Raw genomic sequence first — 14,717 nt, forward strand, 5'->3', positions numbered from 1 at the left:
GAAACACCAGTGAAGAATCGATTCGGAAGACTCGCCAGCACCATCGCCGTTGGTGCGATCGTGGCTCTCGGGGCGGGCGCATGCGCGTCGCCAGGGGAGACCCCGCCATCCAGTAGTGATGACGGGCCCATCTATCTCGCCGGGATCTCTGGCGTCTCCGGCGTCGCAGCGACCTACGGGGAGCAGACGCGCGCCGGCGAGGCGATCGCTCTTGCACAGATCAACGATGCGGGCGGTATCAACGGGCGCCAGGTCCAGATCGACCACGAGGACAGTCGCTTCGACATCCCGACCAACGTCGCACTGTTCAAGCGGTTCGCGGCGGACAGCAAGTACGTCGCAGTGCTCGGGCCGGCCGATGGGTCCGGCGGCATCGCCACGACACCGTTCGCCAACGAGGCGGGTCTCGTGAGCATCGTCGCGGGAGGCTCGGCACCGTGGACGGTCCCGTTCGGGGACTTCGTGTTCCGACTTCCTCCGCAGAACAAGGAGATCATCGCCAAGACGGTCAAGGCCGCGGTCGATGCGTGGGGTATCAAGAGCGCTGCAATCATCTACGCTTCGGATGCTGACTACGCGGTTGCGGCGAAGGACCTCTACGAGGCGGTTGCCGCTGACTTGGGGATTGAGATCAAGCGGGTCGAGTCGTTCGAGTCGACGCAGCAGAACTTCGCACCGCAGCTCACGAACATCGCTGCAGCGAACGTTGATGCCGTGCTGATGTCGGTCGTTGCCGCCAATGCCGGACCCATGCTGCTCCAAGCGCAGAACCTCGGCCTTGAGGATATGCATTGGGTTGGTGACGCCGGCGCGCAGAACGCGAGCCTGTGGGAGCTCTCGCAGGGTAACGCCCAGGGATTGATCACGGGTACGCCGTTCGATGTGACGAGCAAGAACCCCGAGGTCGTTGAATTCGTCGAGGCCTTCCAGGCCAAGCACGGCACGCAGCCGACCATCTTCAACGCGTATGGCTACGACAGCGTGAGGCTGCTCGGGCAGGCCATCGCCGCCATCGATGGTGAGATCACCCGGGAGAGCGTCCGAGACGCGCTCGCGGGCATCACCTACGAGGGTGTCACCGGCACGATTTCGTTCCCCGACGGCAGCGGAAACGCGGCGCGCGAAGGAATCTTCGTCCTGGTGATGGACAACGGCAAGTTCATCCCGTTCTAGCCTCGACTGCTATTGGATCCGATAATGAGCCTCCTCATTCAGCAACTTCTCAATGGACTGAGTACCGGTGCGATCTATGCGCTGATCGGTCTCGGCTTCGTCCTGATCTTCGGGGTCGCACGAGTGTTCAACGGGGCTCAGGGTCCGATCGTGATCGTGGGCTTCTATCTCGCGTCCGTGGTGGCAGGGCTGTCAGGGGGAAACTTCTGGCTAGCCCTGCTCGCCGCGACCGCAATCGGTGCCGTGTTCGGCCTGCTGCTGGAGCGGCTGGCGATCGCCCCCCTTGCGTCGAAGGGCGGCGGACTGCTCGTGCCATTCCTGACCACGCTCGGGTTCGGGATGGTGCTCGAGGGAATCGTTCGCACGATCTTCTCCTCGAGTCCGCAGCCCTTCTTCGTCGAGTTCGCGAGCGAGAGCTTCAAGATCGGCGACGTTCGGCTGGGTCAGGCGCAGTTGTTCGTGACGGTGTTCACGATCCTCCTTCTCGTCGCACTCGATCGCATGATCTATTCGACGAGTTGGGGCCTGAGCGCTCGAGCGGTCGCCGAGAACGCCTCGATCGCCGGCGGTGTCGGGATCAGTCCGGTGGCGCTGAGAATCGGGATCGTTGCACTCGCCTCCGCGCTGGCCGGCACGACCGGGGCGCTTTACGGGCTGCAGTATGCCGCGGCGACTCCGACACTCGGCGTCGTCCTGACGATCAAGGGCCTGCTCGTCGCGGTGATCGCCGGGCTGACCAGTTTTCGTGGTGCTGTCCTCATCGGCCTCCTCCTGGGCGTCACCGAGGCCATGGTCATCGCGTTCGCCCCGGCGATGCCGGCTGACGGTTTCGCCTTCGTGATCCTGGTCGCCCTGCTGTTGTTCAAGCCCGCAGGCATCTTCGGCAGAAAACTATCCGGAACGGCAGTGGGAGCGGACGACCGATGATCGAGTTCTTTTACGGATATTCCGGGCAGCTGCTGCTCACGTTCGCGATTCTGGCGATCGCCGCGAGCGGCTGGAGCGTCATCTTCGGAACGGGAATGTTCTCCATGGCACCCTCCGCGACGATGGGCATCGGTGCGTATGGGGCGGCCGTCGCCTACACCCACTGGGGTATTCCCTTCCCGATCGCGACCGTCATCGGCGTAGTCCTGGCGGCAGTCGTCTCGGCGCTGCTGAGCCTGTTCGCCTGGCGGCTGGACCATCTCTTCCTCGGGATCGCGACGCTCGGTGTTGCAGAGTTCTTGGTGGCACTCGCGCACAAGACCCCGTACGTCGGAGGCTCGCTCGGCATGCCGGCAGGATTCGACGCCACGCCACCGGTCGTGCTCATCACGCTGGTGATCGTCGTGTTCGCACTGTGGCTGTTGCGCCGCACCCGCCTGTTCAGCGCAATGAGAGCCGTCGGGGATGACACGCTCGCGGCACAGAGCGTCGGCATCGACACGCGGAAGATGAAGGTCATCGCGTCGATTGTCGGCGGGGTGATCCTCGGGGTCAGTGGCGCGCTCTACACGTTCCAGTTGGGAAGCATCATCCCAAGCAACTTCGGCTTCTCCATGATCGTCCAGATCATCCTGGCGGTGTTGATCGGCGGCCGTGACTCGTTGTTCGGTCCGGTCGTTGGCGCGGCGGTCGTCATCGCGCTCCCGGAACTCGCCAGGTTGGTGTCCGTCGATCACAGCATCGCCTATGGCCTCGCACTGATGCTCATCGTGCTGCTGCGACCGCAGGGTCTGATTCCCGGCGGGCGGCCGCGGTGGCTGCGAGCCAAGTCTGTTCGCGCCGTGCAGGCGGGGATCACGTCGTGAGGAGAGCACTCGAATGCTTGAGCTGAATGAGATCAAGAAGTCCTTCGGCGGGGTCACCGCACTTGCCTCAGTCCAACTGAGCGTCGATGACGGCGAGTTCGTCTCGCTGGTCGGGCCGAATGGCGCGGGCAAGACGACGCTCATCAACATCATCACCGGGGCATTGCGTCCCGATGGTGGCCAGGTTCTCCTGGACGGCCGGCCGCTCAACCGGGTGCCCGCCTACAAGCGTTCGCGCCACGGTGTCGTGCGCACCTTCCAGAGCCCGAGGATGTTCCGCCGGCTCACCGTTAGGGAGAACATCCTGGCGAGTCCTCGAGTGCACACCGGTGCGAACAATGAAGACTTCGACGAGATCGTCGAAGCGCTTCAACTGACCGGTCGACTGGACGCTCGCACGGATGAGCTGAACGTGGTCGACCGGCATCGGATCGAGATCGCTCGCGCGATCCTGATGCGTCCGAGTCTGCTCCTGCTGGACGAGCCGACCGCGGGGATGGCCGAGAGTGAAGCTCGACAGGTCATCGACGTCATCAGCGCCCGGCAGAGCGCGGCCGGGTTCGGCATCTTGCTCATTGAGCACAACTTCCGGTTGGTCAAGGAGGTCTCGGATCGCCTCGCCGTGCTCGACTTCGGCCGCCTCATCCACACCGGCCCACCCGCCGAGGTGGAGAAGAACGAACGAGTCCTCGAGGCCTACTTGGGAAAGCGAAGCTGATGCTCAGAGTCGAGTCGATAGCCGTGAGGTTCGGCGCAGTCCAGGCGGTCCAGGACGTCGATATCGTCGTCGACCCCGGTGAGATCGTCGCGGTGATCGGCGCGAACGCCGCCGGGAAGTCCTCAACGCTCAACGCGATCGCCGGCATCGTCAAGACGAGCGGTGGGCGGATCGTCCTGGATGGCGTGGACGTCACGGGTTGGTCCAACTACCGGATCGCGCGTGCCGGGGTTCGGCAGGTGCCGGAGGGCGGCGGCATCTTGAACTCCCTGACCGTCGACGAGAACCTCCGGGTCGGAGGAAATCGGATGACGCGCGATGACGCGCGAGCGGCGATCGAGGCGTCGTACGAGACATTCCCGCGTCTGGCGGAGCGACGGAATGTGCTCGGCGGCACACTCAGTGGTGGGGAGCGGCAGATGCTCAGCATTGCTCGCGCGACCATCAGCGCTCCGAAGCTGTTGCTCCTGGACGAGCCGTCCTTCGGATTGGCGCCGGCGATCGTGAGCCAGGTGTTCGAGCTCGTCGAGGGCCTGAAGCGAGGCGACATCGGCGTGCTCGTCGCAGAACAGAATGCCGCACGGGCCTTCGCGATCGCGGACCGCGTCTACGTGCTGCAGCAGGGCAGGGCGGTGCTCGAGGGACCACCGTCCGAGCTCGAGAAGAATTCAGCACTCGTCGAGAGCTATCTCGGGTAAAGGGGGACGTGTGGAATTAGCAGGATTCAAGGAAGCCGTCGAGGGCATCCTGGCCCAGAACGACGAGTTCTCTGCGGGAGCCCGGTGCTTCCAGGCGGTGGTGGAGGTGAGCACCGCGTCAGGGAACGAGAACTTCGTGATCGATCGCGGAACCGTCGGCGGCCATGAGGCGCCAACGGAGGCGGCCCGAGTGACGATGGCCGTCACCACGCAGGGGTGGCAACTCCTCCAGGATCCTCATGCCGTCAACATCACGCTCAATCGTCTTTTCCGTGAGGGGCATGTCGAGTTCGGTGACGACCTCCACGAGGTGATGCATCACTGGAGCGCCCTGTTCTGGCTGACTGCAGCCATGCGGGAATCGCTCAGCGGCGTGCAAGAAGTCTGATCAGGGGAGTTTGGAATGCCGTATGTGTACAGCCGCGGGGTGCGGCTCTGTTATGACCGGATAGGCGAAGGACAGCCCCTTGTGCTGTTGCACGGCGCGTCGCAGGACTCGACATCCTGGCGCTTCAACTGGGACGAGTTCGGTCGCTACTACGACGTGATCGCACTGGACAACCCTGGGCACGGCAAGTCCGCGGTGCCACCATCCGGGCCGGTCGAGAGTGTCGATGAGTTCGCGGACTACGCGTGGGGGATGATCGAGGCGCTCGGGCTTGAGCGCCCGATCATCATGGGTCACTCGTTGTCGGCAGCGGTGGCATTGCGTCTTGCCGTGCGCTACGGGTCGCAACTGACGGGTGTTGTGGCTGTCGACGGCGCCGCACGTACGAAGAACGCAACGCACTATCGCCCGGGCCTGCTCGACTATGTGGCGATCAATCCGATGGCCTGGATCGAGACGACGTTCCTCTCCGTCCTCGGGCGAGCCACGCCCATCGCGCGAAAGCGCGAGATGGCACGCGATGCCCGCAGAGCCATCCCAGAGGTTTCTGTCGCAGATCTCGTCGCATACACGAGCTGCGACTTCCTGGATGAGCTTTCATCGATCGTCTGCCCGGTGGTGACGGTCGTAGGCGAGGACGACTGGTCGTGCACGCCGGAACTCGCCGCGGAGTCGCACGAGAAGATCACCTCACGCAAGGCGTTTCACTGCTTCGAGGGCGTCGGTCATATCCCTCACACCGAGCAGCCGGAGGTCTTCAACGAGACGCTGCTGCGACTGATGGCGTCGACGTTCGGTACGGGGTCCCAGGCCAACGGCGGGCAGTCGTGAGCCGCCCGACCGGGGCTGCGCTCGTCGATCTGCTCTGCGAACCGACCCAGGTCATCGTGATGGGTGGGTCCCGCAAGCCCGGTCACCCCTCCGCGCGACCCGTGCAGGCAATGCTCAAGTATGGTTTCCGCGGCGACATCGTGGTCGTCAATCCCAATGCAGAGGTCGAAGGCACCGTTGACGGCGTGCTCCAGGTGCGTGATCTCGCGGCGGTGCCGGTGCTCCCCGGCGCGGTCGGGATGATCGCGGTTCGGGCCGAGCACGTGCCATCGACCCTGGTCGCACTGGGCGAACGTGGCGTGAAGGCAGCGGTCGCCATAGCGAGTGGACTCGAGTCCGGCGCTGCGCGAGCGGCGATAGCGGCGGCGCTGGACTCCGCAGCTGCGGTACGCCTGATCGGACCGAACTGCGTCGGTACTTCCACGATCGCCACCGGGGCGCAGCTCAACTTCTCCTCGGTCATTGCGAGCACCACCGTTCGAGCCGGCGGGATCGCGATCGTCACGCAGAGCGGAGCGGTCGGCAATGGGATCCTCCAGTCGCTCGACCGGCTGGGAATCGGAATCTCGACGTGGTTCAGCACGGGGAACGAGTACGACGCCGGCGCTCTCGAGATCATCGCCGGCGTCCTCGAGCGTGAAGACACCCATACGGTCGGGGTGTTCCTGGAGGGCGTGACGGACCAGGCCTGGCTCGGCAAAGTCGGCGACGCGATCCGGTCCTCCGGGAAGCGGGTGTACTTCGTGAAGGCGGCGACCTCCGCGAGCGGCAAGAGTGCGGCGGCCGGGCATACCGGTCGTCTGGTCGACGACTCCTCGATAACCACGCGGGTGCTCGAGTCCCTCGGTCTGACACCGGTCGGTTCGGTTTCTGAGCTCATCGACGTGCTCGTCGTGCGTCATGTCGAGCATGACATCGTGGCCGGCGGCGAGATCGCTGTCGTCTCGGTGTCAGGCGCCTCCGGCGTGCTGGCCGCCGACCGGATCGAGGAGCGTACCGGCTTGCGCCTTGCGTCGGCCGACGGATGGAGTCTGCCCGCGACGGCGGAGGGCGTGCACGTGGCGAATCCGCTCGATGTGCCGTTCCTCGGTCGCACGGACGATTTCTGCGACGTGGTCGCGTCCGTGAGGCGAGAACCAGGAGTCGATCGAGTCGTGGGGGTGGTGTCCAGTCTTGCCCACGAGCTTGATCGGCTGCCTGTAGTGATGACAGCCGTCACCGGTGCCGCTCCACTGGGAATCACGTTCCTCTCCGAGCCCGATGGCGAGAACTCGGATGTGCGCCGGGCTTTCCACGAGAACGGCATCGCAACCGGAGTGACCGTTGATCGATTGATCCTCGCGATCAGCCGCTCAATGCGGCTCGCTGATCGCGAAGACGCGCTCCTGGATTCCCACCGCGCGGCGGACCACCACAGCCGCGATTCCGCCCAGCTCGACCTCGTCGAGGGCGCCGCGGTCATGCCGGAGCTGCCATGGGCGCCCTTCGAGGAGATCACGACGGCCAAGGATCTTGCTCGTGCGGGTGAGCGGTTGGGCTGGCCGGTCTTCCTCAAGACTTCTGGGCGCACACTGTCTCACCGGACCGAACTCGGTGCGGTTCGGAGAGTCCTGAGTCCAGAGCAGATCGAGTCGAGCTTCGCCGAACTGGCATCGCTCGCATCCCGTTTCGATGAAGGACTGGTTGCGCAGGCATCCGTGAGAACGGGCGGCTACGAGCTTCTTGTGGCCGCATACCCGCACTCCGAGATCGGACCGGTTGGCGTGGTGCGGCCGGGCGGTGTGCTGGCCGAACTACTGCACGGCGAAGAAATCGTCACAACGATGGACAGCGCCGAGGAAGTCGGACGCCGCCTGCGGGAAGGCGAGCTCGGCCCGTGGCTGGGCGGATTCCGGGGCTCGGATCCCTGCGACGTCGATGCGGTCGCCGCGATCGTGACGAACTGCGTCCGGGCGGTCGCACAGAACCGGCTTGCCTTCATCGAGCTGAACCCCGTCATCGCTTTTCATGACGGCGCGACTGTCGTCGATGCCGTCATGCATCGCACCAGGAAAGGAGAAGACCATGACTGACCCCACTGGTCACATGGCGCACTACATCGAGACTCTTGGCGCAGTGCCGGAGGCGATCCAGAGGATGTCGGAACTGTCGACGGAGTTCTTCGACTCGTACACGGCGATCAGAAAGCTGGCCTATTCGGACTCAGAGGGCGGGCTGTCGCTGCGACACAAGGAGTTGCTCTTCACCATCCTCGACGTGACGGTCTCCAATCGGGACGGCGCGCTCAACCATCTCCGTGCCGCTCGCCGCGCGGGGCTGACCGACGCCGAGCTGCGCGATGCGCTCATCATCACCTTCATCGTGCGGGGTGTCGCGAGCTGGGGTCTTGTCGGCCAGGACTTGTGGGCCGAGGCGACCCAGGATGGCTACGGGCAGAACGCTGCAGGGGAGCCGACTCATGGATAAGCCGAACTCGCCCACGAAGAGCGCAGAATCCCCGTACGCGTTCGAGGACGCGTTGGCGCAGGTGATTCCATACCTCTTCGTACTCGATCTGGATGACCTCGAGTCGTCTCGGGCCATCGTGATCGAGCAGGCGATGAAACGTGCCGCGACGGCGGATCAGGTCGAATCCGTTTTCGATCGCACCGCGCAGTGGCGCGGCAGGAGCGTGGGGGTGCGGGTCTACCGTCCTGAAGGCGTTCAGGATGGCGCGGCGATCCTGTACTTCCACGCGGGTGGATTCGTGCTGGGGAACGTGGATTCCGGCGACAGCTGGTGTCGCCGACTCAGCACGCTCGTTGGAGCCGTCGTTGTCTCGGTGGACTACCGGCTCGCGCCGGAGCACCCGTTCCCCGCTGCGGTCGATGATGGGGAGACGGCGTACGGGTGGTTGCAGGACAACGCCGAGGAACTCGGTATCGCCGGTGACAATGTCGCGTTGGTGGGCGACAGCGCTGGCGGCGGAATTGCCGCATCGGTGGCTATCCGGCTGCGAGGCGCTCAGGCACGCCCGCCTCGGGCTCTCGTGCTCTGCGCTCCACAACTGGATCCGCGCGGAGATTCCGACTCTATGAGGCAGTTCGTCGACACGCCCCTGTGGAACACCGCCCTCGCCAGGCGGAGCTGGCAACACTACTTCGGGGATCGCGACTATTCGAAGCTTGGACCAGAGGCCGCGCCGGCTCTGATCGACGACGCAACGGGTCTGCCGGAGACCTTCGTCTATGCCCACGAGTACGACCCATTGCGTGACGATGCGATCGCCTTTGCGGCCCGGTTGTTCGCTGCCGGGGTTCCGACCGGCCTCTCGGTCTATCGAGGCACCTTCCACGGGAGCAGAACCGTGGATGCCGCCCCATCCAGTGCGCGCATCGTCGCCGACGTCGTGGCTGCGCTCACCAACGCCCTTCATGGAGGCAACCGTGCCCATTGAGTACTCCGGAAGAGGGATCGACGCCGACGCGGATGCCGCCCGCCTTCGAGCGGCGCTCAACGCGGTGGAGTTGCCCCCGGCCCTGACCGCCATCGCACACTTGACCGGCGACCTCTCCCTGGTCGACCAGTCGTTGCGAGGCTTGCCCGACCCTGCTGAGGTGTTGCCCCGACCCCATGGCGGGATGACCGACGACCAGCGCGCAGAGGCCATCGACCGTGCCGCAGCAGCCATGGCGGACTTCGCTCGCAATGGCGGGCGAAGCAAGGGCGGCCCCAGTGACGAGACCCTCCGTCAGCTTCTTCACTTCATCACCGGCCCGATCGACGATGCGTACCTGCCGCTGCTGCTCCATGAGCTGGGCATCCCCTACGACCGGAGCGCGCCATCGTGGACGCAGGAGGATTTCCGTCCGAAGAAGCCGTTGCGAGTCCTAGTGATCGGTGCCGGCATGTCCGGTATCGCGTGCTCCCATAGGTTGGCGCAGGCGGGGATCGAACACGAGGTGTTCGAGCGGGGCGATGATGTCGGTGGAGTCTGGCGCGAGAACACCTACCCCGGTTGCCGCCTGGACACCATCAACTTCGGTTACAGCTATTCGTTCGCGCAGAAGAACGACTGGCCCCATCAGTTCTCGAAGCGCGACGAGGTGCTGGGCTATTTCCGCGACGTGGCGGACTCGATCGGCCTTCGCGCCCGCACTCGGTTCGGCGCGGAGGTGACGAGACTTCAGTACGACGAATCCCGGAGGCTGTGGCTCGTCACCTCGAGTTCGGCGCAGCGGGGTGTACAGACCGACGAGTTCGACATCGTCATCTCGGCCGTAGGGCAGCTCAATCACCCAAGCATTCCGGAGGTTCCCGGGCGTGACTCGTTCCAGGGCGCCCAGGTGCATACCGGTGCGTGGGATCACTCGCTCGAACTGGCCGGCAAGAGCGTTGCGCTTGTCGGCGCGGGTGCCAGCGCGTTCCAGGTCGGGCCGGCCCTTGTCGACGACGTCGCGCAGTTGACGGTCTTCCAGCGCAACGCCCCGTGGATGGTCCCGACGCCCGCCTATCATGATCCGGTCACGGAACCGATGCAGTGGCTCCTTGATCGCGTCGGCCCCTACCACCGCTGGTTCCGGTTCCATCAGCTCTGGAGCAACGTCGAGGGCATGCGGCGATTTGCGCGTGTGGACGAGGAGTGGGCGGACGACGGCCTGTCCGTTTCCGAACTGAATCTTCGGCTTCGCCAGACGCTGAGCGACCGGATGCTGGAGCGCTACGATGATCGTCCGGACCTCGCCGAGTACGTCGTGCCCACCTATCCGCCATTCTCCAAGCGCGTGCTTCGAGACAACGGCGAGTGGGCGCGAATGCTCAAGCACCGGAACACCACGCTGGTCACGAGCGGGATCGAGCGTCTCACCGTGGACGGGATCGTCTCGAATGACGGGTCGACGCACGCGGTGGACGCCATCGTCTGGGCCACCGGCTTCGACGCCTCGAATTTCTTCCAGCCGATGGAGATCGTCGGGGCAGGCGGGGTCACGCTGCAGGACTTCTGGGAGGGGGAGCCGAGAGCATATCTCGGAACCTCTTATCCCGGATTTCCGAACTTCTTCTCCATCTATGGGCCGAACACCAACCTCGCTGTCAACGGCAGCATCGTGCTGTTCTCCGAGTGCGCGATCGACCACATACTGATGTGCCTGCGCGAGTTGCTCGAGCACAACGCGACGGTTGTGGAGGTGCGTAATGACACGTTCAACGAGTACAACGACATGATCGATGCCGAAAACAGCTTGATGGCCTGGGGGGCATCCTCCGTGACAAGCTGGTACAAGTCTGCATCCGGAAGGATATCTCAGAACTCGCCGCTTCCCACGCTGGACTACTGGAAAATGACTCACAATGAGGTTACCAATGCATACTTGTTTCGGTAACCGCGTCCTCGAGGGTGCAATGGAAGTGAACGCATGTCAACTGGCCTTGATCGCGTAGGTCCCCATTCTGACATCGAGGATTGGGCGCACTACGCACCGGAAAACCTGTCGCCCATTCTCGCTGGTGCTCTCGATTGCTTCATGCAGAAGGGGTATCACGGAACCACCACACGGGAGCTGGCCGCGGCCGCTGGGCTGTCGGTGCCGGGGGTCTATCACCACTATGAATCGAAGCACGCCATTCTCGTCGAGTTGATGAGTCACGCGATGGACGAACTCTATTCACGAAGCCTCCTCGCGTTGACAGCCGCCAACAGTCCGGAGGAGAAACTCGACCTGCACGTCACATGTCTCGTGCTCTTCCACGCCCACCGGCAGGCGCTGGCGTTCATAGCGGCGAGTGAGATTCGCGCACTCGAGCCTGACGCCCGCGCAGCCCATCTGGCCTCGCGGGATAGGCAGCAGGACTTGCTCGAGGCCATCATCCACGAGGGAGTGGCGAAGGGTCTCTACACGGTGGACGATCTCCGCACGACTACCCGCGCGATAATCACCATGTGCACCGGTGTCTCGCAGTGGTACCGACGCGGCGGATTGCTGACGCCTGAGAAGGTTGCTGAGATGTACGTGCGCCTTATACGGCGAAGCGTCGGCGTGAGAGAATAGCCTGTTTCTGCTCTGGTGCGGACGTCTGAAATTGTTGAACGGGCGACGCCCGGTACCTGTCGGGAGCATCTGCATGGATCGAGTGTGGGCCCAGAGTGAGCGACTTTGCGATTCGGGTCATCATGAAGAGAATTAGGCGATCTCGTACGTTGTGAAGTGGCGCAACGACTTCCGCTCTCGAAGACTTCAACAAGCAGTCGGAGAACGGCGGTGGGCGATTCGCTTGCGCTACCCGAACTTGCCGGAGACGTAGTCCTCAGTGGCCTGCACCGACGGGTTCGAGAAGATCGTGCTCGTGTCGTCGTACTCGATGAGCTTGCCGGGCTGGCCGGTCCCGGCGATGTTGAAGAACGCGGTGCGGTCGGAAACCCGTGAGGCCTGCTGCATGTTGTGGGTGACGATGACGATCGTGTACTCGGTCTTGAGCTCCTCGATGAGGTCCTCGATCGCGAGGGTCGAGATCGGGTCGAGGGCGGAGCACGGCTCGTCCATGAGCAGCACGTCCGGCTGCACGGCGATCGCCCGGGCGATGCACAGGCGCTGCTGCTGGCCGCCCGAGATCCCCGAGCCCGGCTTCTCGAGGCGGTCCTTGACCTCGTTCCACAGGTTCGCGCCCTTGAGCGAGCGCTCGACGAGGTCGTCGGCATCCGACTTGCTCAGGCGCTTGTTGTTGAGCTTGACCCCGGCGAGCACGTTCTCCCGGATGGACATCGTCGGGAAGGGGTTGGGGCGCTGGAACACCATGCCCACCTGCCGGCGCACGAGCACCGGGTCGACGCCCGCCTCGTACAGGTTGCTGCCGTCGATGAGCACTTCGCCGTCGACGTACGCCCCGGGGATGACCTCGTGCATCCGGTTGAGGGTGCGGATGAACGTCGACTTGCCGCATCCGGATGGCCCGATGAAGGCGGTCACGCTGCGCGGCTCGATGTTGAGGTTGATGCCTTCCACGGCCTTGAACTTGCCGTAGTAGACGTCGAGGTCACGAACTTCGATTCTTTTGGACACTGGTTTCCTTCTATCGACCCGACTTGGGGGCGAAGTAGCGGGCGATGACGCGGGCGATCAGGTTGAGGAGCATGACGATGAGGATGAGGGTGAGCGCGCCGGCCCAGGCCCGGTCGAGGTAGGCCTGCACGTCGGCGCCGGGGCTCACGTACTGGTAGTACACGGCAACCGGCAGCGACTGCATCCGCCCCTCGAGCATGTTGTAGTTGAGGTTGTTGGTGAAGCCGGCGGCGACGAGCAGCGGCGCCGTCTCGCCGATGATGCGGGCGATCGCGAGGATCACGCCGGTCATGATCCCGGCGACGGATGTCGGCAGGACGACCTTGAGGATGGTCAGCCATTTCGGCACCCCGAGCGCATAGGATGCCTCGCGCAGCTCGTTGGGGACGAGCTTCAGCATGTCCTCGCTCGAGCGCACGACGACGGGGATCATGAGCACGGTGAGGGAGATGGCCCCGGCGATGCCGAGCTTGGTCCCCGGGCCGAAGAGGAGCGCGAAGATCGAGTAGGCGAAGAGCCCGGCGACGATCGACGGGATGCCGGTCATGACATCCACGAAGAAGGTGATCGCGCGGGCGAGTGGCCCACGGCCGTATTCGACGAGGTAGACCGAGGTCATGAGGCCGATCGGCACCGAGATCACGGTCGCGGTGAGTGTCATGAGCAGGGTGCCGACCATAGCGTGCACGAAGCCGCCGCCCTCCCCGACGATGCTGCGCATCGAGTAGGTGAAGAACTCGAGGTCGAACCGGGCGAGCCCGTTGACGACGACCGTGGAGAGCAGCGAGATGAGCGGGGCGAGTGCGAGCAGGAACGCGCCGCAGACGAGCGCCGTGACGAGCCTGTCCTTCGCCTTGCGCGAGCCTTCGACGAGGAACGAGAACGTGTAGATCGCGAGGGCATAGAAGACCGCGCCGAGGATGACGGCACCGGCGACGTTGACCGTCGCCCCCGGCGTCCCGGCCTGCAACAGCCAGAACAGGATGAACGCCACGACCATCGATCCGGCGAGCACGAGCCAGGGCGTGCGCTTGCTGAGCAGCCCTGCCGCGTAGACGTTGACGGCGGGCGTCGAGGAGGTCGAGGTCGCCACTAGTTCGCTCCCGAGAATTCTTTGCGGCGGCCGATGATCCACCGGGCGATCATGTTGACGATGAGGGTGATCGCGAACAGGATGAGGCCGGTCGCGATGAGCAGGTTGATGTTGGTCCCGAAGGCCTCGGCGAAGCGCAGGGCGATGTTCGCGGCGATCGTCCCGGGGTTGGAGGAGGTCAGCAGGGCGAACGAGATGCCCCCGGATGCCGAGAGCACCATCGCGACGGCCATGGTCTCCCCGAGGGCGCGGCCGAGGCCGAGCATGGATGCGGAGACGATCCCCGCGCGGCCGAACGGCAACACCGCGGTACGGATCATCTCCCACCGGGTGGCGCCGAGCGCGAGGGCGGCCTCCTCGTGGAGCACCGGGGTCTGGAGGAACACCTCGCGGCAGAGCGCCGTGATGATGGGCAGGATCATGACGGCGAGCACGATGGAGGCGGTGAGGATGGTGCGGCCGGTTCCGGATGCCGGCCCCGCGAACAGCGGGATCCAGCCCAGGTATTCGGTCATCCAGGAGTAGGCCGGTTGCACGGCGGTGGCGAGCACGTTGCCGCCCCACAGCCCGAAGACGACCGAAGGCACCGCGGCGAGCAGGTCGATGATGTAGCCGAGCCCCTGGGCGAGCCTGCGCGGCGCGTAGTGGGAGATGAAGAGGGCGATGCCAATCGCGACCGGTACGGCCATGAGGAGGGCGAGCGCCGCAGACCAGAGTGTGCCGAAGACGAGCGGAGCGACATAGGACCAGAACGGTTCACCGTCGAGGATGTTGATGTCCGCGGGGTCGGTGGTGAGGGCGGGGATGCTCTCGAGGAGGAGGAAGGCGGCGACGCCGGCGAGGATCGCGAGAATGAGGGTTCCCGCGGTGAGCGCCGAGCCGGAGAAGACGCGGTCGCCGGGCCTCAGCCTGGGCTTCGCGCGTGCGGGAGCCGCGGTCTCCGGCGTCGTCATCTGCTCGAGTTCCCCTGGTCGGTTGTGCGGGTG

The 14,717-nt window shown here is 64.7% G+C and carries 15 protein-coding genes; 12 read left to right on the forward strand and 3 right to left on the reverse strand.

Features of this window, described 5'->3' with window-relative positions; translation table 11 throughout:
• Nucleotides 1-9 precede the first annotated feature (9 nt).
• From ABD678_RS03770 to ABD678_RS03825, 12 genes are all read left to right on the forward strand, one after another.
• Nucleotides 10-1,173 carry an ABC transporter substrate-binding protein gene (locus ABD678_RS03770; RefSeq protein ID WP_344753855.1) on the forward strand — a complete coding sequence of 388 codons (1,164 nt, stop codon included), beginning with the start codon at nucleotides 10-12 and terminating at the stop codon, nucleotides 1,171-1,173.
• Between the two features lie 24 nt (nucleotides 1,174-1,197).
• Nucleotides 1,198-2,100, forward strand: a complete 903-nt coding sequence (locus tag ABD678_RS03775) for a branched-chain amino acid ABC transporter permease (protein ID WP_344753857.1) — start codon at nucleotides 1,198-1,200, stop codon at nucleotides 2,098-2,100.
• Nucleotides 2,097-2,966: a branched-chain amino acid ABC transporter permease gene (locus tag ABD678_RS03780; protein WP_344753859.1), complete on the forward strand. Its 870-nt coding sequence runs from the start codon at nucleotides 2,097-2,099 to the stop codon at nucleotides 2,964-2,966. The genes ABD678_RS03775 and ABD678_RS03780 overlap by 4 nt, the downstream gene beginning before the upstream one ends.
• 13 nt (nucleotides 2,967-2,979) lie before the next feature.
• Nucleotides 2,980-3,684: an ABC transporter ATP-binding protein gene (locus ABD678_RS03785; RefSeq protein WP_344753861.1), complete on the forward strand. Its 705-nt coding sequence runs from the start codon at nucleotides 2,980-2,982 to the stop codon at nucleotides 3,682-3,684.
• Complete coding sequence (locus ABD678_RS03790; protein WP_344753863.1) at nucleotides 3,684-4,382, forward strand: ABC transporter ATP-binding protein; 699 nt, start codon at nucleotides 3,684-3,686, stop codon at nucleotides 4,380-4,382. The genes ABD678_RS03785 and ABD678_RS03790 overlap by 1 nt, the downstream gene beginning before the upstream one ends.
• A gap of 10 nt (nucleotides 4,383-4,392) precedes the next feature.
• Nucleotides 4,393-4,770: a hypothetical protein gene (locus ABD678_RS03795; protein ID WP_344753865.1), complete on the forward strand. Its 378-nt coding sequence runs from the start codon at nucleotides 4,393-4,395 to the stop codon at nucleotides 4,768-4,770.
• Nucleotides 4,771-4,851: 81 nt separating this feature from the next.
• Entirely contained in the window at nucleotides 4,852-5,601 is a 750-nt protein-coding gene (locus tag ABD678_RS03800; RefSeq protein ID WP_344753867.1) for an alpha/beta fold hydrolase, read from the forward strand.
• Nucleotides 5,598-7,673 carry an acetate--CoA ligase family protein gene (locus ABD678_RS03805; RefSeq protein ID WP_344753869.1) on the forward strand — a complete coding sequence of 692 codons (2,076 nt, stop codon included), beginning with the start codon at nucleotides 5,598-5,600 and terminating at the stop codon, nucleotides 7,671-7,673. Before ABD678_RS03800 ends, ABD678_RS03805 begins: the two co-directional genes overlap by 4 nt.
• A complete protein-coding gene (locus ABD678_RS03810) occupies nucleotides 7,666-8,067 on the forward strand; it encodes a carboxymuconolactone decarboxylase family protein (protein WP_344753871.1) in 402 nt (133 codons plus the stop codon). The genes ABD678_RS03805 and ABD678_RS03810 overlap by 8 nt, the downstream gene beginning before the upstream one ends.
• Entirely contained in the window at nucleotides 8,060-9,037 is a 978-nt protein-coding gene (locus tag ABD678_RS03815; RefSeq protein ID WP_344753873.1) for an alpha/beta hydrolase, read from the forward strand. The genes ABD678_RS03810 and ABD678_RS03815 overlap by 8 nt, the downstream gene beginning before the upstream one ends.
• The gene (locus ABD678_RS03820) at nucleotides 8,967-10,964 is read left to right on the forward strand and encodes a flavin-containing monooxygenase (RefSeq protein ID WP_344753875.1); all 1,998 of its coding nucleotides are present in this window, start codon (nucleotides 8,967-8,969) and stop codon (nucleotides 10,962-10,964) included. The genes ABD678_RS03815 and ABD678_RS03820 overlap by 71 nt, the downstream gene beginning before the upstream one ends.
• A gap of 33 nt (nucleotides 10,965-10,997) precedes the next feature.
• The gene (locus tag ABD678_RS03825; RefSeq protein WP_344753877.1) at nucleotides 10,998-11,630 is read left to right on the forward strand and encodes a TetR/AcrR family transcriptional regulator; all 633 of its coding nucleotides are present in this window, start codon (nucleotides 10,998-11,000) and stop codon (nucleotides 11,628-11,630) included.
• Between the two features lie 228 nt (nucleotides 11,631-11,858).
• On the opposite strand, the gene pstB is transcribed toward ABD678_RS03825, so the two are convergent.
• Genes pstB through pstC form a run of 3 tightly spaced genes read right to left on the reverse strand, consistent with a single transcriptional unit; the run spans nucleotide 11,859 to nucleotide 14,684 of the window.
• A complete protein-coding gene (gene pstB, locus ABD678_RS03830; protein WP_344753879.1) occupies nucleotides 11,859-12,638 on the reverse strand; it encodes a phosphate ABC transporter ATP-binding protein PstB in 780 nt (259 codons plus the stop codon).
• 10 nt (nucleotides 12,639-12,648) lie between these two features.
• On the reverse strand, nucleotides 12,649-13,731 hold the full coding sequence (gene pstA, locus ABD678_RS03835) for a phosphate ABC transporter permease PstA (RefSeq protein ID WP_344753881.1): 1,083 nt from the start codon (nucleotides 13,729-13,731) through the stop codon (nucleotides 12,649-12,651).
• Nucleotides 13,731-14,684, reverse strand: a complete 954-nt coding sequence (gene pstC, locus ABD678_RS03840; protein ID WP_344753883.1) for a phosphate ABC transporter permease subunit PstC — start codon at nucleotides 14,682-14,684, stop codon at nucleotides 13,731-13,733. The genes pstA and pstC overlap by 1 nt, the downstream gene beginning before the upstream one ends.
• Nucleotides 14,685-14,717 lie beyond the last annotated feature (33 nt).

Origin of the sequence: Leifsonella bigeumensis, from assembly GCF_039537265.1 — a bacterium.
Lineage (GTDB): Bacteria > Actinomycetota > Actinomycetes > Actinomycetales > Microbacteriaceae > Terrimesophilobacter > Terrimesophilobacter bigeumensis.